Here is a 22447-nt window from a genome sequence, read left to right on the forward strand (position 1 = left end):
ACAAAAAAGCGGTCTCTCTTACGAGAAACCGCTGTATTTGCTTGGTGCCGAAGGCCGGACTCGAACCGGCACGAGTGTTAGCCCGCTTGATTTTGAGTCAAGTGCGTCTGCCAATTCCGCCACTTCGGCGACTCAGTGTTCCGAACGCTCGGAACGAATATTATTATACTAACTACCCGTGAATTTGTCAACAGGTTTTTTGAAAAATTTTAAATTATTTTTTGAGCAGTTTTTTCAGCTCTTGAAGCTTAGTTGCAAATTTCTGCAGAGTAACGGTTACAGGCTGGGGCGTGTTCAAATCTACACCTGCGTTTTTCAAGATATTCAGGGAGTAATCGCTGCCACCTGCTTTGAGGAAGCCTAAGTATTTTTCTACGGCATCTGGAGCACCGCTGAGGATAGCGCTGGAGAATGCAGTAGCAGCGCTGTAGCCTGTTGCGTATTTGTAAACGTAGAAGGGAGTGTAGAAGTGGGGGATGCGGCTCCATTCGCTGGCAAGCTCTTGATCAACAGTGAGGGCAGGACCATAGTATTGGCGGTTGCTTTCCAGCCAATAGTTTTCCAGTTTTTCTGCTTGCAGGGAGCGACCTGCGGTAATTTCGCCGTGGATGAATTTTTCAAATTCAGCAAACTGCACTTGACGGTATACGGTGGTGCGTACTGCTTCTAAGAATTGGTTGAGCAGGTAAATCTTTTGCTCGTCGTTAGCACGTTGCAAAGTGTATTCCAAAAGCAGGTTTTCGTTGGTGGTGGAGGCTACCTCTGCGCAGAAAATGGTGTATTCGCTGTTGACGTAGGTTTGGTTCATGCTGCTGTAGTAGCTGTGGAGAGCGTGGCCCATTTCGTGCGCCAAGGTAGAAATGCTGCTGTAGCGCTGTTGGTAGTTGAGCAGCACGAAGGGATGAACACCGTAGACGCCCCAGGAATAAGCACCAGAGCGCTTGCCCTTGTTTTCGTAGATGTCAATCCAACCTTCAGTCAAGCCTTTGTGCAGGGTGGCAATGTAGTCTTCGCCCAAGGGTGCCAATGCTTCTTCGACTTTGGCGCAGGCTTCGGGGAAGGTGCAGGCGAAGCTGTCCGCTGCTTTGGACAAAGGCATATAGAGGTCGTAGGGATGAAATTCATCGTAACCCAGCACGTCTTTCTTCAGTTGGATGTATTCATGGAGGGGGGCAAAATTATCATGGACAGTTTGGATCAGACCATCATACAAACTGGTGGGGATATTGTCTTCAGCCAAGCAGGACTCCAAAGTATCTTTATAGTTGTGAACGCTGGCATAGAAGTAGGCGGTGCGGGCGCTACCTGTCAAAGTAGTAGCAAGAGTATTGCGGTACTTGTGGTAGGTGCCCATAAGTCCGCGGAAGGAGTTTTTGCGCAGCTCTCTGTCGGGAGAAGTCATGTTGAGCATATAGTTGCCTTCGCTGACGATGGCAGGTTTGCCTTCACCGTCAGTAATGGGCGGGAACTCCATGTCGGCGCTGACTAGGCTGCGGAAGGCGCTGGCAGCGGTACCGGTTGCCAAACGGCTTTGGGCGAAGATTGCTTCTTTATCTGCGGAAAGAATGTGGTCCGTAATGCGCAGCAGATTTTCTACATAGAACTTGTATTCTGCCAGCTCAGGCAGTTCTGCTAACATAGCTGCTACTTTTTCCTTGCCCAAGCCCAGCATTTCCGGTTCAATGAAGGAGTTAGCGCTGCTGAAGGCTGCAGCCAAGGCTTCTGCTTCACCGGCAATGGCTTGCAGATGTTGGTCCGTATTATCTGCGTCCTGCTGCAAGCGGGGGTACGCGTAAAGCTTGTCCAGCATTTGGCTCATTTTGTCCTGCAGGTGCAAGGCGTTGTAGAGACCTTGGGCAGAGGTGATACTGCCTTTTAATGCTTCCAATTGAGGCAGCAGCGCTTTGAATTCAGCGCAGGCTGCCTGCCATGCTGCTTCGTCGGCATAAATATCTTGAACGTGCCATTTATATTCCGCAGGAATATCAGCGCGCAGCACGTTGCTGCCATGGGCGGGAATATTTATATTTTTTGTTTCCATTGTTTTCAGCTCCTTGCAAAATAAGTCATCATATTTTATTATTATATCATAAAATATGCGGCAATGGGTGCTGCTGATGAATATATGGTGAGAAGAGGTATACTATGCAGGTTTTGTTGACTGCGATTAACAGTAAATATATACACAGGCTTGGGCGTTCGCTATGTGGCAGAGTACGCTAAAGGCGCAGGTCACCAAGTCGCATTGCTGGAGGAAACCATTAATACGCCGATTTTGGCAGTGCTGGAGAGGTTGATGGCTGCTAAGGCAGATGTGTATGGTTTTTCCGTGCACATTTGGAATAAGCCCTTCGTTTTCCGTCTGCTATCCATGCTGCGCAAGCTGCGTCCGGAGGCAGTGATCGTAGTAGGCGGTCCGGAGGTGGCTTTTGCTGCGGAGCGTATTTTTGCAGAAAGCAGCGCCATAGACTACATCGTCCAAGGCGAAGGGGAACTAGTCTTTAGCCAATTGCTGAATGCGCTGGCGCAGGGAACCGCGATTCCTGCCCATATTGCCTACCGCAGTGAGCAGGGCGCGGAACTGAATGGTGGCGTTACGGTCATCGAAGATATGAGCGTACTGCCTTTTCCGTATCCTGATTTGGAGCAGGTGTTGGCGGAGCATAAAATCGTGTATTATGAGTGCACTCGTGGCTGTCCCTTTAACTGCGCCTACTGCTTATCCGGTATTTCCCGCTCCGTGCGCAAGCGTCCTTTAGCAATGGTGCTGCAGGATGTGGACCGTTTTATTGCGGCAGGTGCACCTTTAGTGAAATTTGTAGACCGCACTTATAATCTTGACGAAAAATATTTTCTGCCCATGATGGAGTATTTGGCAAAGGCTGATACCGATGCAACCTTCCATTTTGAAATCAAGGCGGACATTCTGACGGAACGAGTTCTTGATTTTCTGGAGACAGTACCTAAAGGGCGTTTCCAATTGGAGATTGGTATTCAAAGCACCAATCCTGCCACCTTGGCAGCCATTAACCGTAAGGATGATTGGGCACGTTTGGCAGCCAATGTTCACAGGCTGCTGGCCTTTGGCAACATGCATATTCATGTGGATTTGATTGCAGGTCTGCCTTATGAAGATCTGCCTACTTTCGGCAAGTCCTTTGACGATGTGTATAATCTCCATGCCCACATGCTGCAGTTGGGTTTCTTAAAAGTGCTACCCGGAACCCAGATGAACAAGGAAACAGCGGAGCATGGCTTGCTGTATATGGATGAGCCTCCCTACGAAATTTTGGCTACTAAGTATATGCCTTACGAGGATATGCAGCTGTTGAAACGGATGGAGAATGTGCTTGATCAAACAAGCAACAGCGGTAGCTTTAACCATATTCTTGAGGCGCTGATGGAAGTATCATGGCAGGGACCTTTTGCTTTCTATAAGGATTTAACCGCATGGTGGGTGGCAGCTGGCCATTATCCCCAAAGCCACAATACTAAAGGTGTGGCAGAAATACTGCATCAATTCATTACGGAGCGTTTCCAAGGTCAGGAAGCAGCAATGCTGGTAGAAATTTTGCGTTACGATGTGTTCACAGCTGTGCCTGGCTGGCGTCCCCAATGGCTGCAGTGGCAAAGTGACGCTATTTTTGATGCGGTGTCCGCCTTCTGGCGTAATGAAGAATTGGTACGTCGGTTTATCCCTGACTACAGCTTTAGCAGTTGGCGCCAAATCCACAAAAACTATCCCATTGAATTGTTCTTGAACCATTGGGAGGATGGACGCGAAGGCAATTTCCTCGTTATGCTGGATTTGACGGGGGCAGAGGTAAAGAAAATTTTGCTCCCTGAGCAGGAGATTTTGTAAAAGCGTAGAATAAACATAATTGGAATTTTTTTACAGGTGCGATGGCTGCGGTCATTGCTGAAAAGGGAATACCGGTGCGAATCCGGAGCAGTCCCGCTACTGTAAGTGGAGCCCAGGCATTTATGTCACTGACGCAAGTTGGGAAGGCGCTGTGGGTGATGAAGCTAAGCCAGGAGACCTGCCTGTTACGAAGCCGTGGGCTTACGGGAGATGGGCTGGTTTCGTGCGCGCTTTTTGCGTGTATAATATTAATTTGCATAGGTGTAAGTATAGGAGTCTCCCATTTTTGGGGACTCTTTTTTCGTTTGTGAAACCCATTTGTCAGCTTGCATATAACCACTCCTCAGTCATCTGCGCCGCTAAAGCGGCTTGCTGACAGCTCCCCTAGATAGGGGAGCCGAGGCACTTTAGGTTTATTTCCGTTTGTCTACTAGATATTCTAAGTATACCAACGGAAAAATGCTACAGTGCCTCGTTCCCCCTGTTAGGGGGATGTCACGTAGTGACAGGGGGTTATTACTTAGGAGTAATGCTAGCTGATAGTAATGAGCGTTTTCAGTACTTGATACGTAAGAACGGGAGGTTTATAAAGTGAGCGGAAGATTGATTATGGTGACGGGTGGTGCCCGAAGCGGCAAGAGTGCTTTTGCCGAACGCTATGTGTTGCATTATTCTCCCAAGTGCGAATACATTGCTACCGCAGAAATTTTTGATGATGAAATGGCGGAGCGGGTGCGGATGCACCGCGAACGCCGCAATAACGGACGCTGGATTAACCATGAAGCGCCCTATGAAGCGGAGAAGGTTTTTGCCCAATTAGCGGAAGATACAGGTGCGGTGCTTTTTGACTGCCTGACTATCTATATGTCCAACCAATTGTATGGCAAAAACGCTCCTCAAGGAGAGTTTTTGGAGCGCTGCAACGCAGTTTACGAAAGAATCGACAAAGTTTTGGAAGCAGCCCGTGCCTGCGGTAAAATTGTTGTCTTTGTTACCAATGAAGTGGGCAGCAGCATTGTCCCTGCCAACCTTATGGCAAGGGAATACCGGGATTTGGCAGGTTGGGTGAATCAGCGTGTTGCTGAAGCTTGCGACCAAGTCTTTTGGTGCGTAGCTGGTCAGGCTGTGGATGTAAAAAAATTAGCGTTTAAATTTGAGGATGAGGTGTAAGATGGAAAAGATAGAGATTCCTGCATTAGATACTGCTAAGGCTGCAGAAGTACGTGCAGGCTTTGCCAAAATGGAAAAGGCAGGTCAAAATTTAGGCAAATTGGAAGAAATGGTGGTGCAGTACGCTGCTATGACCGGTAAGGATTTGCCGGAAAAATTAAAGTCTGCTTTGATTTTAATGTGTGGCGACCATGGTATTGCTAAATATGGCGTTAGCGCCTATCCCCAGGAAGTAACTCGACAAATGATCAACGGCTATATGCGCGGGACTGCGGGAGCAACGGTTATGGCGCGTCATGCGAAAGCAGATGTGTTTGTGTGCGATGTGGGCACGGCTTTTGATTTAAGCGATTTGCCCAAGGTATACCATAAAAAAGTGGCATGGGGTACGGAAGACTTTACTCAAGGTGCCGCTATGACTAGACAGCAGGCTGAAGCTGCTCTTCAAGTGGGCATTGATATGGCGGATAAGTGTATCGATCAAGGCTATAACCTGCTATATACAGGGGAAATGGGTATTGGCAACACTACTTCTACCGCAGCTATTGCCAGCGCTTTCCTGGGGCTGGATCCTCTGCAGACTGTAGGCCGTGGCAGCGGTATTAACGACGAACGCATGAAAATCAAACGTCAGGTAGTAGCTGACGGTTTGGCGAAGAATAAACCTGCTTTAGGCGATGCTATGGACATTCTCTGTAAAGTGGGTGGCTACGACCACGCCGGTTTGGCAGGCGTGATTATCGGCGGTGCCCGCCGCCGCGTACCTACCATGGTGGACGGTGTTAATGCTACGGCTGCAGCATTGTTGGCTTACGGTCTCTATCCGGAGTGCCGTGATTATATGCTTTGCTCCCATTTGAGTAGTGATTTATCTGCTAAAGCTATGCTGGAACTGATGCGCTTGACACCTATTGTGGACGCAGGTATGCGTTTGGGCGAAGGCACGGGTGCCAGCCTTGCAATTGTCGTATTGCAGGCTGCTCTTGATGTATACAACAATTTAAGCAGGTGAGAAGATGCGTGACTTTGTTACCTGCTTGGAGTTTTTAACGCGGTTACGCTTTTCCAACCGTACTGATTGGCATGATGACGATTTTAGCCGCAGTGTGCCCTGCTTCCCCTTGGTAGGCTTGGTAATGGGGCTGTTTATGGGGGTGGTGAACTACGGACTCTGCTACCTGCATACGCCGGATTTGATGCGGGCGGTGATGCTAGTGTTGGCGGAACTGGTGATTATCGGCGCCTTGATGTACGATGGCTTTATGGACACTTCTGACGGTGTTTTCAGCGCCCGGGACAGGGACCGGATGCTGGAGATTATGAAGGACAGCCACGTAGGCTCCAATGCGGTTATTGCTTTAGTGTGCTTGGTGCTCTTAAAGGTGGCTGCCTATACGACAATTGACGCAGCAAAGTTGACATATGTATTGGTTGCAGTGTATGTGTGCACCCGTACTTTTATGGTGCCCTATATCGTCAACTATCCCTATGCCCGCAAAACCGGTATCGGGCACATGTTCAAGGCTTACGCTAAGCCCATTTATACTTATATTGCTTTTGCCTTATGCTTAGCCATCGTGTATGCTTGCGGCTTGCCTTACTTGTACACAGGCGTGGGCGCATTCTGCATCTGCCAAGGCATTGCCCGCTTTTTGTGTGGGCAGTTGGGCGGTTTGACCGGTGATACCTACGGCTTTTTGACAGAATGTGGTGTGGTGGCATATTTATTATTAGCTGTTTATATTGTGTAAGAAGGAGAAGAAAGATGCATATAGAAGAAATCATTCAAAAGATTAAGCCTGCCAATAAGGACTGCGCCAAGTTGGCACAACTTCGTTTTGATAATTTTATTAAGCCCGTAGGCAGTTTGGCGCAATTGGAAACCATGACCTGTCGCTATTGCGCAATTATTGGCTCCTATGATAAACTTGATGTAGATTATCCGAAACGTGATATTTTGGTTTGGTGCGACATGGAGCATGCAGGCAAGCTGGAAAAGCTGATGCAGGCACAGCTGCCTGTAAATGTGCTGGCTGCAGAAACGGGCGCTAAAACTGTAGGTCTTTTGGTTACAGCTTTGGATGAAGCAGAGGCTTTGGAAGAAGGCGCTACTTTGGTGCAGGAACTTGTCCATGAACATGGCTTGGGCTTTGTAGGCTTTGGCTGCATGGCTGCTCCTGAGGACGAGCTGGTACGCGCTGCTATGACAGGCGGTATGCTGCAGGCTACGGCTATGGGCGTGGGCATTATGCTAGACGGCGTTGCTACCTGCAAGGCTGCCCAAAAGGCAGCGGAACTGGCACCTGCCGTATTGGATTACTGTTTCGCCGGCCATGTCAGCACGGAAGCAGGAGCAGAGGAAGCAATCCAAGCTTTGGGCTTAGTGGCGCCTTTGCGTCTGGATATTCCCGATGGCGCAGGGGAGGGGGCTGCAGTAGCCTTTACTTTGCTTAACGCAGGCATTAAAGCTTACAAAGAAATGGAAACTTTTGAAGAAGCAGGCGTACACGTGGAGGTTAAAGAATTTTCCCTAGCAGAACAGGTGAAAAAGGAGCAAAAATAAGTGGGTAAGATTTATTTAATCAGACATGGTGAAACTGATAGCAACCAAGCGCATAAATTTCAAGGGCAGCTTGATCTGCCTTTAAATCCGACAGGTATTGCCCAAGCTAAGCAAATGGTGCAGTACATGGCGGATAAAAAGATTGACGTAATTTATTCCAGTTCCATGCTGCGGGCACGGATGACGGCAGCGGAGCTTGCCATGAGCCGCAATTTAGCCTATCGTCCGCTGGAACTGCTGAAGGAAATCAGCTTTGGCGATTGGGAAGGTTTGGAGTACGGGGAAATCACAAAGCGTTGGCCCAAGGAAATGGAGCTGTTTTTAACTCAACCCCATAAATGGGAGCCTCCCCACGGCGAAACCTTTGCCGCAGCTATGGAGCGCTGCCGTTTGGCTTTCGAAGAAATCTTCGCTGCAGAGGGGCACGATAAAAATATTGCCATCGTTTCCCATGGCGGCATTATCCGCCTGCAGCTGTGCCTAGCGCTGGGAGTGCCTTTGTCCAATCTGTGGAAAATGAGCGTCTACAATGTGTCCGTTTCTACTTTAAGCGACTATAAAGGCACCTTGTGTGTAGACTCCATGAATGTGGCGGATTTTCTGTGCAAGAGTGTAGAAGCCAGAGTTATTTAGTATACATTATACTTTACTTAAATTTTCGCAAAGTTTAGTTGACTTTTATAGATGCCTCATATATACTGATACTAGTGTATCTCAGTGGTCCGTTAACTTACTAACTTCTTCTATCATAGGTGACATGGGGAAGCCTTTGTAATAACACGTTCTTTGGGGTATTCTCTATCTATGATTAGGAGTGATCTAACAATGCATGAAGACAAAACTTTAACCTGCTGCGAATGCGGCAACGAATTCGTATTCACCGCTTCCGAGCAAGATTTCTACGCTGAAAAAGGCTTCACCAACGAACCCCGTCGTTGCCCCGCTTGCCGTCAAGCTCGTAAACAACGCATGGGTATTGCTACCGAACGTCCCCAACGCGAAATGTTCGAAGCTACCTGCGCTGAATGCGGTAAACAAACCATGGTTCCTTTCAAACCCTCTAACGACCGTCCGGTATACTGCCGCGACTGCTTCAACGCTCGCAAACACTAAGAGCTGAAGCCTGAAGGGTAACAGATTAAAAACAGGAGCTGCTTTGCTGTAAAGTGAGGCAGCTCTTATTTTTATGTCGAATTGACAGGAAATATTGCTGTTTAGTGTACTATATTTACAGTTTTATTCGAAAAGTGCTGTACAATATGCGAAAAAAATTATATAATAGTACCAAGTATAAATGATTAAATGGAGGTTTTCCTGATGCAAAAGATCGACCAAGCTTGCGTTAATACTCTGCGTTTTTTGGCAGCGGACCAAGTAGAAAAGGCTAAATCCGGCCATCCCGGTTTCCCTCTGGGCACCGCTCCTTTGATGTACACCATTTGGGATCGTTACATGAGCTACAATCCCGCTAATCCTAACTGGTTCAACCGCGACCGCTTCATCCTGTCTCCCGGTCATGGCAGCGCTTTGCTGTATGCTATGCTCCATCTGGCAGGCTACGACCTGTCCATTGACGAACTGAAAAACTTCCGTCAATGGGGCAGCAAAACCCCCGGTCATCCGGAATACGGTCTGACTCCCGGCGTAGATGTTTCCACCGGTCCCTTAGGTCATGGTTTCGCTATGGGCGTAGGCTTTGCCATTGCAGAAGCAATGCTGGGTGCACAATACAACAAACCTGATTTCCCGGTTGTTGACCATTACACCTTCGGCCTGACTTCCGATGGCGACCTGATGGAAGGCGTTTCTTCCGAAGCAGCTTCTTTGGCAGGCACCTTGGGCTTGGGCAAATTGATCTACCTCTATGATGATAATAAGATTACCATTGAAGGCGACACCAACATCGCTTTCACTGAAGATGTAGAAGCACGTTTCAAAGCTTATGGCTGGCAAGTTCTGCGTGTAGCTGACAGTGAAGATGTAGAAGCTATGGCAGCAGCTATTGCTGAAGCTAAGGCTGATACTATGCATCCTTCCCTGATTATTGTGCGTACCCACATCGGTTTTGGCAGCCCCAAACAGGACAGCGCTTCCTGCCACGGCGAACCTCTGGGTGCAGAAGCACTGACTGCTACCAAGGAAAAAGCAGGTTGGCCGCAAGAGATGTTCTATGTACCTGCAGAGGTAAAAGAACACTTCGACAGCAAGCTGGTTGACTGCGCAGCTAAAGAAGCATCTTGGAATGCTTTGATGGAAGACTACGCAATGGTATATCCTGCACTGGCTAAAGAACTGCAAGACCGTATGGCTGGCAACACCATGGTTAACTTGCAAGCTTTGGAAGATATTTTCAAAGACACCGCTAAGAATGCAACTCGTGAAGCTTCTGGCGATGTAATCCAAGTTTTGGCAGCTCAACTGCCTGCTCTGGTTGGCGGCAGCGCTGACTTGGGCCCCTCCAACAAAACTATTATGAAAGCCGGTGGCTGGTTCTCCAAACTGGATCGCAAAGGCCGTAACATTCACTTCGGTGTACGTGAACACGCTATGGGCACCATCCTCAATGGTATTTCCCTCCACGGCGGTTTCATTCCCTTCGGCGGTACCTTCCTCGTATTCGCAGACTTCCTGCGTCCTACCATCCGTATGGCAGCGCTCATGGGTATCCAAGCTATCTTCGTACTGACCCACGACTCCATTGCTCTGGGTGAAGATGGTCCTACCCATCAACCGATTGAAACCACTATGGGTCTGCGTTTGATTCCCAACGTAAGCGTAATCCGTCCTGCAGACGCATTGGAAACCGCTATGGCATGGCAACAAGCCTGCCTGAACAAAACTCAGCCTACCTGCTTGCTGCTGAGCCGTCAAAAACTGCCTGTTATGCATGAATATGCTGCAACCATCCATGAAAACGCTGCTAAAGGCGCTTATGTACTGAGCCCTGCTCAAGGCGAAGCTAAGGTTGTGCTGATTGGCACTGGTAGCGAAGTTGAACTGGCTCTGAAAGCACAAGCTAAACTGGCAGAAGAAGGCATTGCTGCTTCTGTAGTTTCCATGCCCAGCTGGGATCTTTTCGACAAACAAAGCGAAGAATACAAGGCTAGCGTTCTTCCTGCAGGTGTTACCAAGTTTGCTGTGGAAGCAGGCGTTCCTTACGGCTGGAGCCGTTACACCGGCAGTGAAAAGAATGTTCTGGGTATCACCACCTTCGGCGCTTCTGCACCGGGCGGCGTAATGCTGGAAAAATATGGTTTCACTGTAGAAAATCTGGTAGCTAAAGTAAAAGCTGCTCTGTAATTTAATTTTTACTAATCTAGGAGTTGGGTTGATGCCCAACTCCTTTTTATGTAGTAGGCAATAATGTTTTGCAAGAATTTAAAGTCCGATGAGATTCTAGAGCATCTAGATCTCACCGGACTTTTTTCGCGAGGGGGTTCTTTCAATATCTTTTTTTGTTAAATTTGCAGCTTCGCAATCAACGCTTCTTGCAGTACCTGGGAGAAGTTAAGATTAGCAAGGGTTGCTGATTCGTTGAGCCATTCGGGAATGGTCAAGGTCTTTTTCACAGCTTTATTGCTGTGAAGTTTACGATACTTCATTGTGTCGCAAGCAATTAAGTTAATAAATTCTCCTGCTTCCGTTGAAAGGTTTTTAGCAGTTGAAGGCACAGGAATGGGTCTGCCGCTTCGCTCGTAATCATAAATTGTGAAGGCAAGCACATCTTCAGCCATGAACAGAGCATCTGCTAAAGTATCGCCACAGGTGTAGCAGCCTTCTAAATCAGGAAAATAAACGGAAAAAGCTCCTTTATCTTCCGGGGTAAATATGGCAGGGTAGGTATATTTTGCCATAGTCAAACTCCTTTCTGCAAGATATGTTTATTTTAATCCTGCATCTTTGAGAATTCTATTGACAGTACCAACAGGGATTTCCTTGCTGGGATGTCGTGGAATTCTAATGTCTTTGCTGGTTACAACGCTGTGCCATTTATCGTGTTCTTTACCATGCTCAACGAAGTAACAGCTATGCATTTTCAATAGTTTTATCAGTTCGCTGACTTTCATAGTCCATCTCCTGACGCTTTAATCATAGCACGTGTGAATACGTATGTCAATTTTTTTCCACTTTTCTGCTTTCGTAAATGGCAGGGGATGCGCCTGCTTCCGTAATGTGGGGTGTGAGCAGTAACAGCACTTCTACTTTGCTACGCGTTTTGGTGCGGTTGCGGAAAAGCTGCCCTAAAAGGGGAATGTCGCCTAAAAAGGGCACTTTTTGTAACGTGTCCTGTTCTTCTTCGTTGATGAGTCCGCCGATAACCAGTGTTTCGCCGCTAAACATACGCACATTAGTGTCCGCTGTGCGGCTGGTGATACGATAATTTTTCAGTTCGCTGATAAGCACTGGCGTGCTGACTTCCGTATGTACTTGTGCTGTCACCATGCGCCCATCATTACTTACTAGGGGCGTGTAGCGGAGGTTGATGCCTGCGTCTAGGTATTCCGTGGAAGTGTAGCTGCCGCTGCTGTCATGCTTTTCTGTCTGCACAGGGATATGGTCGCCGATGAAGATGCTGGCTTCGCGGCCGGGGATGGTGATGATGCTAGGGGTTGCCAAAACTTTGGCTTTACCTTTGCTAATGAGGGCGTGCAGTGTAGCGTTGAAACGGAAGGCGTAACCGCGCCAAAATTTAAAATTGCCATCGTAATGATTTTCGCTATTGCTACTATCATTATCGCTGTCATAAGAGCTGTCGCCACGGCGGGGGATGGTGTCCCAATCCCAATTGATGCCTAAGCTTTTATTGTTTTCACGGCTTATGGCGATAACCTTAGCTTCTAAAGTGACCTGTTTGGAGGCAACGTCCAACTTACGCAGCAGTTCCGTCAGCTTTTGCTGTTCGTTCGCAGTGCTTTCTAACAGGAGGCTGTTAGTAATAGTGTCCACACCTAATTTCCCGCTGAACAAGGGCTTGACTGCTTCTAGTACTTCTTTAGCTTTGGCGTAGCTAAGGGAATGCACGTATAGAGAGGTAGGTGTAGGCAATGGGGCGGTATAACCGTGCGCTGAACTAATGGGTGTAGGAACGGTTGCAGGCAGAAAAGGATTCCTGCCGGTAGTAGCAGCATCAGCGGATACGGTGAGGCAAATGCAGTAGGCGCATACAAGCAGTGTGCGCAGATATTTATACATAAGATCCAACTCCTTTTTGTAAACAGAATATTTTGAAAGCTTCCAAGCATATTGTACAGCAAAGTAACTGCACTTACAAGAGGAATTATTATAAAAATCAGAAAAATTAGATAAATTGCTTGCGCAAATGATTTTTTCTGCTACAATTGTGGTAAAGGAAAAATATAAGGAGGCTTTGCAAATGGAATTTAGTAATACAGGACGTTTGGCAGTGCATATTTTGACGGAGGCAGCAAAATTGGGCGCTAGCGATGTGCATGTAGAGCCGTTGGAGCAGGAAGTGCGTGTACGCATTAGATTGGATGGACTTTTACAGGAACTTTGTCGTTTGCCGTGGAGTTATTACAGTCCTTTAGTAACACAGCTTAAGGTGCAAAGCGGCATGGATATTGCCGAAAAGCGTGTGCCCCAGGATGGACGTTGGCAATTGGCGGTAGCAGAAAGAAGTGTCGATTTACGTTTATCAACTTTGCCAACGATTAATGGCGAAAAAGTTGTGGTTCGCTTATTGGATAAGCAGAACAACCTGCTGCATGTGGAGGCTTTGGGGTTAAGTGCAGCGAACTTGCGCTTATATAAAGCCATGTACACTTCACCTAATGGATTGGTACTTTTGACAGGACCAACAGGTAGCGGCAAAACCACTACGCTGTACGCAACATTGCAGGAACTGCAGGGCACAGGTTTGAATTTAGTGACGCTGGAGGAGCCTGTGGAATATCGGCTAGCAGGTATCAATCAGGTTGAAGTGAACCGTAAGGTGGGTTTGACTTTTGCCAGAGGTCTGCGTGCTTTAGTCCGTCAGGACCCGGACATTATCATGGTTGGAGAGATTCGTGACGAAGAAACGGCGGCCATGGCAGTGCAGGCCGCGTTGACGGGACATTTGGTTTTGAGCACGCTGCACACTAACAGTGCCGTAGGTGCTATTGCCCGTTTGCTAGACATGGGTGTGGCACCTTATTTGTTGGCAGCATCCCTGCGGGGTGTGCTTTCCCAGCGTTTAGTGCGCCGTGTTTGTCCCTTGTGTGCTACTGAATATATGGCAACAGCGTTGGAACGTGAGTACCTAGGCTTAAAGGATGAGCGCAAGCTTTACCATGGAACAAGCTGCCAACATTGCCGTGGCACAGGTTATCGTGGACGTTTGGCAGTACAGGAACTTTTACCCATGGACGAAAATATGGCTAGTTTAATTAGCGGTGGTGCGGCTAAAGCAGCAATTTTGCAACAGGCTGCCAAGCTGGGAAGACGCAGTTTATATGACGACGGTGCCGCCAAGGTTTTAACAGGCGTAACTACGGTAGCAGAGTTATTGCGGAACGGGATAGTAAAGGAGGAAGACCATGCTTGAGGTTTTACTGGAGCAGGCGCGGAGAGTGCAAGCTTCTGATTTACATCTATGTGCGGGGGAAGTGCCTTTAGTACGTGTGCAAGGGTGTCTACAGTCCTTGAGCGAGGAAAGACTTGCTGCGAAGGTGCTGGAAGAAGTACTTACACTTTTGCCGCAGGAACAGCTTGTGGAATTAAAGCAGCTTGGGGAAGTGGACTGGGCGTGGTCCTGTTGCCAAGGGCGCAGGTACAGGATGAATGTCTATCGTCAGCAGGGGAAGTGTGCCGTTGCGATTCGTTTGCTGGCGGAACAGATACCAAGCTGTGAAGAACTGGGGCTGCCTACAGGGTTGTGCCAGATGGCAGCTTTGGACAAAGGCTTGGTCATCGTAGCAGGGCCTACAGGCAGTGGTAAAAGCACTACTTTGGCGGCATTGGTGCAGCGGATTAATGAAACTAGGGCTGTACATGTTATTTCTTTGGAAGATCCTATAGAGTATCACTTTACTAATAAGCTAGCTATGATTCATCAGCGACAGGTGGGACGGGACACAGAGGATTTTGCTAGTGGGTTGCGTAGCGCTTTGCGCCAAGACCCCGATGTGATCATGGTGGGGGAAATGCGGGACGGCGAAGCTATGTCCATTGCTTTAACCGCGGCGGAGACTGGGCATCTGGTTCTAGCAACGTTGCACACAGGGGACGTTGTAAGCAGTATCAATCGCATTATTGACGCGCTGCCTGACAGGCAGCAACAGGTACGGAGCCAGCTGGCGGAGTGCTTGCAAGGGGTGGTCTGCCAAAGGCTGCTGCCTAGGCGTGACGGCAAGGGTCGCGTAGCAGCGTTCGAACTTTTGCAGGCTACGGATGCAGTCCGTGCGCTGATTAGGGAAGGTAATAGCTACCAATTACCTTCCTTTATCCAGACGGGCTCCCGTATAGGTATGGTAACCATGGAGAGCAGTATCGCCCAATTGCGTAAATGTGGGTTGATAGATTGATTAAATTTGCTTTCAACAACAGTACTTTGTTTTTATACAAATTATGCATACACATTGCATAATTTGTGGTATAATAGGAAAAGTAATATGGATAACTGTCTATATTTTTATAAATGTACTGGAGGTGCTTTCCATGGAGCGTGAGACGGATAAAAAGTTGAAGTCTGAAACGCTGCGCACCGATGCGGAAACCAACGAGGAAAATCTGGAAGATATTGGTGATATTCGGATAGCCGACGAGGTAATCTGTATTGTGGCTAGTTTGGCTGCCCAAGAGGTTCCCGGTGTACTCAGCATGAGCGGTGGCATTACCGACGGTATCAACCGCTTTTTGGGCAAAGAGAACGCGTCTAAGGGTGTACGCTTGAAATTCGATGGTAAAATGGTTAATGCCAGCGTATATATTAATATTGAATATGGTTACTGCATTCCTGAAATAGCTTTGGAGGTTCAAGAGAAAGTCAAAGAAGCCATTGAGGCGATGACAGGCTACGATGTACAGTTTGTTGACGTCAATGTGGAGGGCGTGGCTAAGCGCCAAGCTACAGACTTAGAGAAAGAAACCACTACAGATGAATCTATGGCGGATATTATCCGTGCGCAAGCCCAACGGGCGGAGCAGACGGAAGCCAACTCTTTTGAAAAGCAGCTGGCCAACCTGCGTGATGACCACCGCTTTGATTTGCCTCCGGAGGAAGATATGGACTCGCGGCAGAAGAAGTTTTTTGAGGAGGATTAGATAGATGGGCATTGCTGATAGAATAATTTTGACTCTTTATACTTTTTTAATGGCTGTTGTTTCCGTGCTGGTCGTACTGTGCAGTTTAGGCGTTTTTTCCCGCGAAACCATGATTTTCATGGTAGACCATATTCCCGGTAGTTGGTTGTACGCTGTCTGTGGCGTAATTATGCTTTTAGTCAGCCTGCGCCTGTTGATTACCGGTCTTGGCCTTACCGGTATGAGCTCCTTGAAGTTGAGCGAAAACGAAAAAGGCAAGGTTTTGGTAGGCAAAACTGCTTTGGAAAACTATATTGCTGTGTTAGCACAGGAAATTTATGGTGTCCACAATGTTAAGGTTATTGTCAAATTAGACGATGACGGTATCGAAGTACGCATTAACGCTTCTATTGAGCCCGGTATTAATATTCCGGAAAGCTCTGAAGAAATCCGCAACAATGTCCGTGAAAGCATTAAAAAAGTAACTGGCATTGAAGTTAAGGATATAGAACTGTTCTTTAAACAGATTAAAGCGAAGGAAGAATAGGGGGTAGGATGATGTTTAATGATATTATCAACGACATCTGGAAGAACTACCGCGGACGCCTGCTGTGCTCGCTTTTCGGCCTGTTTATCGGTGCTGTTGTATTATGGCTGGGATTTTTCCAAGCCTTGTTTTTGATGCTGTGTATCGGCGTCGGCTTCTTTATTGGTACGAAGTTGGACCATAAAGAAGATCTTTTGGAATGGCTGGACAGGCTGCTGCCGCCCGGTTATCATAGATGATTTATAGGGAGAGTGACGAAATGAGTGAAAAAATGATTCGTAGAATTGCGAGAGAAGTGGCTTTGCAAAGCCTGTTTCAAATAGATTTCAATCAATGTGAGGTGGAGCCTGCTGTGGAAGCAGCTATTACCGAGCATGATGAACCCAATGCTCCTAAAGCTTGGGATTATGCTTTGATGCTGGTACAGGGCGTAGTGGATCACAAGGACGAAATCGATGCGCGTTTAAGCGAGTTCGCTATTGATTGGACCATCGAGCGTATGCCTGCTACCGATAGAAACATCCTGCGTGTAGCTGCTTACGAAATGCTTATTGCTGCCGAACCAGTAGCTCCCGGCGTTGCTATTAACGAAGCTGTAGAGATTGCTAAAGCTTATGGCACTGAAGAATCTCCCCGCTTTGTAAACGGCGTTCTGGGTAAATTGGCAAAATAATGAAAACATCCGTATATCTTGGCATTGACACCAGCTGTTATACTACTTCCGTAGCAGTTTTGGATGCGGAAGGCAAGCTGCTGGGCGAAGCCAGAAGGATTTTAAGCGTAAAACCGGGGCGCTGCGGTCTGCAGCAGTCGGAAATGGTGTTCCAACATACACGTAATCTGCCGGAATTGGTGGAAAGCGTGTTGCAAGGTCATGACTACCATATTGCTGCCATTGGCGTCAGCGGTTATCCCCGTCCTATAGAGGGCTCCTATATGCCTGCATTTTTGGCAGGTTTATCCGTAGGGCGCAGTTTGGCTGCTGCTACCGGAGCAAAGCTGGAGATTATCAGTCATCAGGAGAACCACCTGGAGGCAGGCATGTGGTCCGCAGGCGGTCCCGGTGCGGAGCGTTTCTTGGCGCTGCACGCCAGTGGCGGTACTACAGATTTGCTTTTAGCAGAACGCCGTGAGGATGGACGCTATAACATCACCCAAGTGGGTGGCAGTATGGATTTACACGCAGGCCAATTTGTGGACCGTATTGGCGTAGCCTTGGGCTTACAATTCCCCACAGGGCCTGCTTTAGAAAAATTAGCTCAAACAGTTGCAACCAAGGCGGAACTGCCTGTGTCCGTCCGCAAGCTGCAGGTAAGCTTATCCGGGCCTTGCACGGCTGCGGTACGCCAATTAGTTGCAGGCGCTGATGGCGCAGCTATGGCTTTGGGCGTGGAGCACTGCTTAGCAGAAACCTTCGCAAGAATGCTGCGTAATGGCGCAGCGGAATATGGTGTCCGTGATGTACTTTTAGTAGGCGGCGTAGGCTGTAACCAATATATCCGCAGCCATGTAGAAGCGAAGCTTGCTCAAAGACGTGTACGTTTGTGGGTGCCTGAAGGGCGTTTCAGCTGTGATAATGCTACAGGCTGTGCAGCCTTGGCGTGGAGAAGTAATCTACATGACTGAAAATATTTATTCCGTCACAGAAGTAAATAGTTTTATCAAAGATTTGTTGGATGGTGAGCCTGAGCTGCGCAATGTGCAGGTAATAGGCGAAATCAGCAATTTTAAACGCTATCCCTCCGGACACTGCTACTTTACCTTGAAGGATGCAGGCGCTACTCTGAAATGCGTTATGTTCAGACGTAGGGCTGATGGCTTGCGTTTTCAGCCTAACAATGGCGATACAGTGGTAGCAGTAGGTCGCATTGCTGTATATGAACGTGACGGCGTCTACCAACTGTACACGGATTTATTGCTGCAGCAGGGCGTGGGCGATTTGATGCAGGCTTACGAAATGCTGAAGGAGAAGCTTGCTCAAGAAGGACTTTTTGCGGAAGAACGCAAAAAGCCTTTGCCTGTGAATCCTCGCAGAGTGGGCATTATCACTTCTTCTGCAGGGGCGGCTGTCCGTGATATTATTACTGTTTCCCGTCGACGTAATCCAGGAATCAAGCTGTATCTTTATCCTGTACAGGTACAGGGTGCAGGTGCGTCTAAAGAAATTGCGGCGGCAATCCGCTTTTTCAATAGGGAAAAGTTGGCAGATGTTTTGATCGTTGGTCGCGGTGGCGGGTCCATAGAAGATTTATGGGCCTTTAATGAGGAAGCTACTGTAAGGGCAGTTGCTGCTTCCGAGATACCTATCGTCAGCGCCGTAGGCCACGAGACGGATTTTACTTTATGTGATTTTGCTGCAGATAAACGTGCTGCAACTCCTTCCCAAGGGGCGGAGCTGGTGGTGGCGGATCAAGGAGCTTATAGAATGCAGGTGCAGCATAATTTAGCTCGCCTGCGGCAGCTTATGCAAACAGGCTTACAACGGCGGGAACAGGTAATGAAGCGCTTTACGGAAGCCTCCGTGTTCAAGGATCCGCAGCGGTTGTTGGTGGAAAAGGCATACAGCATGAAAGTGCAACACAACAAAGAACGGCTGCAGCAGCTAATGCAGGCACGTTTGCAGCAGAATGAACTGATTTTAGAGCGTTTGACTAGCGCAAGTGTTTTCCAAGACCCCCAGCGTTTATTGGTGGAAAAAGCGTTGCGTGTAGATAGTGCCTATGCTTCACTAGTGGAGCGAACTCAAGAATATATCCAAAAAGGGGAGCATGAATTAGCTTTGCAGGCAGCCCGCTTGCACGGTCTCAGTCCTCTAGATGTTTTGAGCAGAGGATATAGCGTTACCCAAACAAGCGATTTTAAGGTTATAAATTCTACCAAGGATGTGTCCTGGGGCACGGAACTGGTGACTACAGTACGTGACGGACGCATTGTTTCCATAGTACAAGGTGTGGAGGAAGACTGAAAGATGGCGACTAAGAAAATATCGAAAAATATTAAGTTTGAAGAAGCTTTGGCTTTATTGGAAGAACAGGTACGCCTTTTAGAAGGCGGTGACTTGTCCTTAGAGGAAAGCTTAGAAGTATTTAAGTATGGCATTGAACTTAGTCAGATTTGCACGGGCAAATTGGAAACAGCTAAACAGGAAGTAGAGAAAATAGTTGCCGCTGATGGCGGTAATGGCTATAGATTAGAAACATTCCAAGACTTGGAGGTTAAATAATGGATTTTGCAGCATATTATGACAACCAACGTAAATTAGTAGAAAATTATTTGAAAAACCGCATTGCCAAGAAAGGTATATCCAAAGTTGATGAAGCTATGGAGTACAGCTTGATGGCAGGCGGTAAACGTATCCGTCCGATTCTGTTGATGGCAGCAGCGGAGGCAGTGGGTAGCAAAGGCTATAACTATCTGCCCGTAGCTTGCGGTCTGGAAATGATTCACACTTATTCCCTGATTCATGATGACCTGCCCTGCATGGATAACGACGATTACCGTCGCGGTCGTCTGACTAACCATAAGGTTTTTGGCGAAGCTATGGCAGTTTTGGCTGGCGATGGTCTTTTAACCTTGGCTTTCGAGGTTATGCTGGAGCAGAAGAACGTAGAGCCTAAAGCTTTGATTGATACTGTCCGCGAGATGGCTATGTGTGCAGGCAACTACGGTATGGTAGGCGGTCAAGGTTTGGACTTGGAATTTGAAGGCAAGCAGATTACCCCGGAAGAACTGCGCAAGCTCCACGCCGGCAAAACAGGCGCTCTCTTTATTGCAGCCATCCGCGGTGGCGCCCATTTGGCAGGTGCTACGGATGAGCAGCTGTTGGCACTGACGAAGTTTGCTGATCTTTTGGGCTTGGCTTTCCAAATTACTGACGACATTCTGGATGTTGAAGGTACCGAGGAAGAATTGGGCAAGCCTATCGGTAGCGACGAGAAGAACCACAAGTCTACTTATGTAAGCTTGTATGGTCTGCAGGCTGCTCATGAATTGGCAGAGAAGACTGTTAACGAAGCACTGGAGTGCCTGACCAGCTTTGGCGAGAACGCAGAACCCTTGCGCCAAATCACCAAGATGATGACTAAGAGAAAGAATTAATTCATTCTCTGTATAATCCAGATATTATCTGTAATAAAACGAAAGGTTTTGTCTTGCAATATGGATAACAACCAATTAATGAAATATCCCCTATTAGATACTATTAATTCTCCTGAAGATGTAAAGGCTTTGTCCATTGGGCAGTTGAAGCAATTGGCGGTGGAAATTCGCGACTATATGATTCGTGTTATTTCTACTAATGGTGGTCATTTAGCGCCTAACTTGGGCGTTGTGGAGCTGACATTGGCTTTGCACCGCGTTTTTTCTACTCCCATGGACAAGCTTGTTTTCGACGTAGGCCACCAATCCTACATCCATAAAATCGTTACCGGTAGAAGGGAAGCTTTCCGTACCTTGCGCCAATATGGCGGTCTTTCCGGTTTCCCCAAGCGTAGCGAAAGCGAGCATGATGCTTTTGGTGCCGGCCATTCCAGCACATCTATTTCCGCAGCTTTGGGCATGGCGGTAGCACGCGACCTGCAGGGCGAGGATTACGAAGTAGTTGCGATTATTGGCGATGGCTCTATGACTGGCGGTATGTCCTACGAAGCTTTGAACAATGCAGGCGTGCTGCATAAGAAAATGATTGTAGTGCTGAACGATAACGAAATGTCTATTTCTAAAAACGTAGGCGCTATGAGCGAATACCTGTACCAGTTGCGCACAGGGGAAACTTATAACAAGATTAAGAATGATATTGAAGGTTGGCTGAAGAACATGGAATTCGGCACGGATGTGCTGAAGGCGATCCGCCGCCTCAAGGGCAGTGTTAAGTACCTAATGGTGCCCACCTCCATTTTTGAGGAATTGGGCTTTACTTATCTTGGTCCCATTGATGGCCACGATGTAGAAAGCTTGATTGAAGTTTTAGAAGCTGCCAAAAAGATTGATGGTCCTGTCCTCGTCCACGTATTGACGAAGAAGGGCAAAGGCTACAAGCCTGCGGAAGAAAGTCCCAACAAATTCCACGGCACAGGTCCTTTTGATATTGCCACGGGCAGGAAGATTACTAATCCCAATGCGCCCATCACTTATACAGAAGTTTTTGGTAAGACATTGAGCGCTTTGGCTGATACTGACGAGAAAATCGTGGGCATTACCGCTGCTATGCCTGATGGTACCGGGTTGAATATTTTTGCCAAAGATCATCCTGACCGTTTCTTTGATGTGGGTATTGCTGAGCAGCACGCTGTAACTGCGGCTGCAGGCATGGCGGCAGCGGGGATGAAACCTGTAACTGCTATTTATAGTACCTTTATGCAGCGTGCTTACGATTCCATTTTCCATGATATCTGCCTGCAGAACCTGCACGTAACCATGTGCTTGGACCGTGCCGGTTTGGTTGGCGATGATGGCTTTACTCATCATGGTGTCTTTGATTACGCTTATCTGCGCAGCTTACCTAGGATGACGATTATGGCGCCTAAAGATGAAAACGAGCTGCGCCACATGCTGAAAACAGCTCTTGCGCACAATGGCCCCGTTTCCGTCCGTTATCCCCGTGGTAGCGGTGTGGGCGTGGATATTACAGGGCCTGTGGAAACACTTCCTATTGGCAAAGCAGAGGTGCTCCGCGAGGGCAAGGATGTCTGCCTATGGGCCATTGGCAGCATGGTAACCAGCGCTGTGGCTGCTGCTGCTAAACTGGCGGAAGCAGGCATTAGTGCAGGCGTGGTCAATATGCGCTTTGCTAAGCCTTTGGACGAAGAACTGCTGAAAGAGCATGCTGCTAAATATGGTGCCATCGTTACTTTGGAAGAAGGCGTCTTGGCAGGCGGTGTGGGCAGTGCGGTTCTGGAAAGTCTCAACACTGCAGGCTTGCTGCAGCATTGCCAAGTGCTGACTTTGGGCATTCCTGACGAATTTGTCCGTCATGGCGATAGAAAGTTACTCTTACGAGATTTAGAATTGGATGTGGACAGTATTGTTCGCAAGACAGCTGCTTTAGTAAAGGGTGAATAGT

At 47.9% G+C, this 22447-nt stretch carries 23 protein-coding genes, 1 tRNA gene and 1 riboswitch; of the genes, 19 read left to right on the forward strand and 5 right to left on the reverse strand.

Features of this window, described 5'->3' with window-relative positions; all coding sequences use genetic code 11:
• Positions 1-42: 42 nt before the first annotated feature.
• Positions 43-129 (reverse strand) — tRNA-Leu (locus ACJMM4_RS06365).
• 85 nt (positions 130-214) lie between these two features.
• Complete coding sequence (pepF, locus tag ACJMM4_RS06370; protein ID WP_405383656.1) at positions 215-2041, reverse strand: oligoendopeptidase F; 1827 nt, start codon at positions 2039-2041, stop codon at positions 215-217.
• A gap of 150 nt (positions 2042-2191) precedes the next feature.
• Here pepF and ACJMM4_RS06375 point away from each other — a divergent pair, with 150 nt between their 5' ends.
• From ACJMM4_RS06375 to tkt, 8 genes are all read left to right on the forward strand, one after another.
• Positions 2192-3862 carry a DUF4080 domain-containing protein gene (locus ACJMM4_RS06375; protein WP_405383658.1) on the forward strand — a complete coding sequence of 557 codons (1671 nt, stop codon included), beginning with the start codon at positions 2192-2194 and terminating at the stop codon, positions 3860-3862.
• Positions 3863-3879: 17 nt separating this feature from the next.
• Positions 3880-4063, forward strand: a riboswitch (cobalamin riboswitch).
• Between the two features lie 390 nt (positions 4064-4453).
• On the forward strand, positions 4454-5032 hold the full coding sequence (cobU, locus tag ACJMM4_RS06380) for a bifunctional adenosylcobinamide kinase/adenosylcobinamide-phosphate guanylyltransferase (protein ID WP_405380666.1): 579 nt from the start codon (positions 4454-4456) through the stop codon (positions 5030-5032).
• 1 nt (position 5033) lies between these two features.
• Positions 5034-6044 carry a nicotinate-nucleotide--dimethylbenzimidazole phosphoribosyltransferase gene (gene cobT / locus ACJMM4_RS06385; protein ID WP_405380668.1) on the forward strand — a complete coding sequence of 337 codons (1011 nt, stop codon included), beginning with the start codon at positions 5034-5036 and terminating at the stop codon, positions 6042-6044.
• A 4-nt stretch (positions 6045-6048) separates the two neighbouring features.
• Positions 6049-6783, forward strand: a complete 735-nt coding sequence (gene cobS, locus ACJMM4_RS06390) for an adenosylcobinamide-GDP ribazoletransferase (RefSeq protein ID WP_405380670.1) — start codon at positions 6049-6051, stop codon at positions 6781-6783.
• Between the two features lie 14 nt (positions 6784-6797).
• Positions 6798-7595, forward strand: a complete 798-nt coding sequence (locus tag ACJMM4_RS06395) for a nicotinate-nucleotide--dimethylbenzimidazole phosphoribosyltransferase (RefSeq protein ID WP_405380672.1) — start codon at positions 6798-6800, stop codon at positions 7593-7595.
• Positions 7596-8228, forward strand: coding sequence for a histidine phosphatase family protein (locus ACJMM4_RS06400; RefSeq protein ID WP_405380674.1), 633 nt, complete (start codon positions 7596-7598; stop codon positions 8226-8228).
• Between the two features lie 192 nt (positions 8229-8420).
• Entirely contained in the window at positions 8421-8708 is a 288-nt protein-coding gene (locus ACJMM4_RS06405) for a zinc-ribbon domain containing protein (RefSeq protein WP_405380676.1), read from the forward strand.
• 204 nt (positions 8709-8912) lie between these two features.
• Complete coding sequence (gene tkt / locus ACJMM4_RS06410) at positions 8913-10895, forward strand: transketolase (protein ID WP_405380679.1); 1983 nt, start codon at positions 8913-8915, stop codon at positions 10893-10895.
• A gap of 158 nt (positions 10896-11053) precedes the next feature.
• Here tkt and ACJMM4_RS06415 read toward each other — a convergent pair whose 3' ends face one another.
• From ACJMM4_RS06415 to ACJMM4_RS06425, 3 genes are read right to left on the reverse strand one after another with little or no spacing between them, the layout of a single operon-like run.
• Positions 11054-11449: a type II toxin-antitoxin system HicB family antitoxin gene (locus ACJMM4_RS06415; protein ID WP_405380682.1), complete on the reverse strand. Its 396-nt coding sequence runs from the start codon at positions 11447-11449 to the stop codon at positions 11054-11056.
• A gap of 27 nt (positions 11450-11476) precedes the next feature.
• A complete protein-coding gene (locus tag ACJMM4_RS06420) occupies positions 11477-11662 on the reverse strand; it encodes a type II toxin-antitoxin system HicA family toxin (RefSeq protein WP_405380684.1) in 186 nt (61 codons plus the stop codon).
• Positions 11663-11708: 46 nt separating this feature from the next.
• A complete protein-coding gene (locus ACJMM4_RS06425) occupies positions 11709-12788 on the reverse strand; it encodes a type II secretion system protein GspD (protein ID WP_405383660.1) in 1080 nt (359 codons plus the stop codon).
• A gap of 181 nt (positions 12789-12969) precedes the next feature.
• Here ACJMM4_RS06425 and ACJMM4_RS06430 point away from each other — a divergent pair, with 181 nt between their 5' ends.
• The 11 genes from ACJMM4_RS06430 to dxs all read left to right on the forward strand — a co-directional run bounded on the left by ACJMM4_RS06430 (position 12970) and on the right by dxs (position 22446).
• Positions 12970-14142, forward strand: a complete 1173-nt coding sequence (locus ACJMM4_RS06430; protein WP_405379277.1) for a GspE/PulE family protein — start codon at positions 12970-12972, stop codon at positions 14140-14142.
• Positions 14135-15121 (forward strand): type IV pilus twitching motility protein PilT, encoded by a 987-nt coding sequence (locus ACJMM4_RS06435; protein WP_405379278.1) that lies wholly within the window; start codon positions 14135-14137, stop codon positions 15119-15121. Before ACJMM4_RS06430 ends, ACJMM4_RS06435 begins: the two co-directional genes overlap by 8 nt.
• Before the next feature lie 133 nt (positions 15122-15254).
• On the forward strand, positions 15255-15860 hold the full coding sequence (locus tag ACJMM4_RS06440) for an Asp23/Gls24 family envelope stress response protein (RefSeq protein WP_405379279.1): 606 nt from the start codon (positions 15255-15257) through the stop codon (positions 15858-15860).
• A gap of 4 nt (positions 15861-15864) precedes the next feature.
• Positions 15865-16386 carry an alkaline shock response membrane anchor protein AmaP gene (gene amaP / locus ACJMM4_RS06445; protein ID WP_405379280.1) on the forward strand — a complete coding sequence of 174 codons (522 nt, stop codon included), beginning with the start codon at positions 15865-15867 and terminating at the stop codon, positions 16384-16386.
• Between the two features lie 8 nt (positions 16387-16394).
• Positions 16395-16625 (forward strand): DUF2273 domain-containing protein, encoded by a 231-nt coding sequence (locus ACJMM4_RS06450; protein WP_405379281.1) that lies wholly within the window; start codon positions 16395-16397, stop codon positions 16623-16625.
• 20 nt (positions 16626-16645) lie between these two features.
• Positions 16646-17059 carry a transcription antitermination factor NusB gene (gene nusB / locus ACJMM4_RS06455; RefSeq protein ID WP_405379282.1) on the forward strand — a complete coding sequence of 138 codons (414 nt, stop codon included), beginning with the start codon at positions 16646-16648 and terminating at the stop codon, positions 17057-17059.
• On the forward strand, positions 17059-18012 hold the full coding sequence (locus tag ACJMM4_RS06460; RefSeq protein ID WP_405383662.1) for an O-sialoglycoprotein endopeptidase: 954 nt from the start codon (positions 17059-17061) through the stop codon (positions 18010-18012). The genes nusB and ACJMM4_RS06460 overlap by 1 nt, the downstream gene beginning before the upstream one ends.
• Positions 18005-19351: an exodeoxyribonuclease VII large subunit gene (xseA, locus tag ACJMM4_RS06465; protein ID WP_405383664.1), complete on the forward strand. Its 1347-nt coding sequence runs from the start codon at positions 18005-18007 to the stop codon at positions 19349-19351. Before ACJMM4_RS06460 ends, xseA begins: the two co-directional genes overlap by 8 nt.
• Before the next feature lie 3 nt (positions 19352-19354).
• Positions 19355-19609, forward strand: a complete 255-nt coding sequence (xseB, locus tag ACJMM4_RS06470; RefSeq protein ID WP_405383665.1) for an exodeoxyribonuclease VII small subunit — start codon at positions 19355-19357, stop codon at positions 19607-19609.
• Entirely contained in the window at positions 19609-20484 is an 876-nt protein-coding gene (locus ACJMM4_RS06475; RefSeq protein ID WP_405383667.1) for a polyprenyl synthetase family protein, read from the forward strand. Before xseB ends, ACJMM4_RS06475 begins: the two co-directional genes overlap by 1 nt.
• Before the next feature lie 60 nt (positions 20485-20544).
• Entirely contained in the window at positions 20545-22446 is a 1902-nt protein-coding gene (gene dxs, locus ACJMM4_RS06480) for a 1-deoxy-D-xylulose-5-phosphate synthase (protein ID WP_405383669.1), read from the forward strand.
• Position 22447: the final 1 nt, after the last annotated feature.

The organism is Phascolarctobacterium sp., from assembly GCF_045124115.1.
Taxonomy (GTDB): Bacteria; Bacillota; Negativicutes; order Acidaminococcales; family Acidaminococcaceae; genus Phascolarctobacterium_A.